Source organism: Vibrio sp. 378, assembly GCF_033339435.1.
In genome coordinates this window covers 1-746 of record NZ_JAWOUO010000472.1, presented here as the reverse complement: position 1 = coordinate 746, position 746 = coordinate 1, and the positions used below count along the sequence as shown (strand labels likewise).

The window sequence follows — 746 nt, the reverse complement described above, 5'->3', positions numbered from 1 at the left end:
GAAAAAGCGCAAACCATCGAGTTGGCAGTGGCGGGTGAGGGCACGGTTCAGTTTGAATTAGTTCGTATTCCCGCAGATAAAGTGGCAAGCGAGACGCGTGTGTTCGCGGACAACGCCCGTGAACAATCATTCTTGAATGAGCATGCTTTATCTGATGTTTTGGTGACACTGAAAGAGCGTGGTCAACAGTACCCAGCTGTTGGTCGTCGCACTGACGATGGCAAAATTGAAGTGCTAGACGGTAGCCGCCGTCGTATGTCTTGTATCTTGGCGGGGAAGGATTTCTTGGTTTACGTTGGTGATGGCATCAACACTGAACACGCGAAATTCCTATCTGACGTCGCGAATGCTCACAAACCGATGTCGCTTTAAGAAAAAGGAAAAGAGATGCAGGCTAAGCTGGAAAGTGGTGAAGCAGAAGACCAAAAAGCGCTAGCGAAAATGTTCCAATGCAGTGAGGCATTGGTAAGTGGTGCGCTTAAAGCCGCGGCATTGCCGCTAGAATTGCTACAAGCGTATCCAAATGTTGGCGATTTAGGTCGTCCAACCATCGTTAAACTGCACAAACAGTTCTCAACATTGACCGCTGAGCAGCAGCAAAACTTGTTGGATAAATGCCGTACATCTGAAGGTTACTTGTGGCAACGTAGCAAGGCACAAGGCGTGGCTCGTTTGACCAAAGAAGTGACGGAAAGCATCGAAAGTTGGATCTCAGAGTTAGCACCAGCTAAACCTGCAAAAAAAGC

Annotated in this window: 1 pseudogene; it reads left to right on the top strand. The window is 48.3% G+C overall.

Features of this window, described 5'->3' with window-relative positions:
* A pseudogene (locus R7Q48_RS27000) lies at nt 1–746 on the top strand (ParB/RepB/Spo0J family partition protein); the annotation flags it as partial.